Origin of the sequence: Nonomuraea diastatica (genome assembly GCF_004349015.1) — a bacterium.
GTDB lineage: Bacteria > Actinomycetota > Actinomycetes > Streptosporangiales > Streptosporangiaceae > Nonomuraea > Nonomuraea diastatica.
This window is the reverse complement of record NZ_SMKP01000482.1, coordinates 1-356: the sequence shown is the minus strand read 5'-3', so window position 1 is coordinate 356 and position 356 is coordinate 1. Positions and strand designations below refer to the sequence as shown.

Below are 356 nucleotides of genomic sequence, written 5' to 3'. Positions count from 1 at the left end.
CCGACCGGCCCTACTTCTCCGGCAAGCATCGCGTGCATGGGATGAACGTGCAGGTCATCGCCTCACCGGACGGGACGATCCTGTGGACCTCTGGAGCACTGCCGGGCAAGACGCACGACCTGAGTGCTGCCCGGATCTGGGGCATCTTGCGCGCCCTGGAGGAAGCCGGAATCATCGCCCTCGCCGACAAGGCGTATCAGGGAGCCGAGGGCCCGGTTCTCACCCCGTACAAGGGCAAGGACAAGCCGGAGTCACAGAAGCAGGCCAACCGCTCGCACGCCAGGTTGCGCGGACCCGGGGAACGCGCGAATGCGCAGCTGAAGAGCTGGAAGATCCTCCGGAAGCTACGCTGCAGC

Annotated in this window: 1 protein-coding gene; it reads left to right on the top strand. The window is 66.0% G+C overall.

Annotation, left to right across the window (positions count from 1 at the left end; translation table 11 throughout):
• Positions 1-356, top strand: a 356-nt coding sequence (locus E1294_RS52265; RefSeq protein ID WP_132520865.1) for a transposase family protein, incomplete at both ends; no start/stop codon positions are given.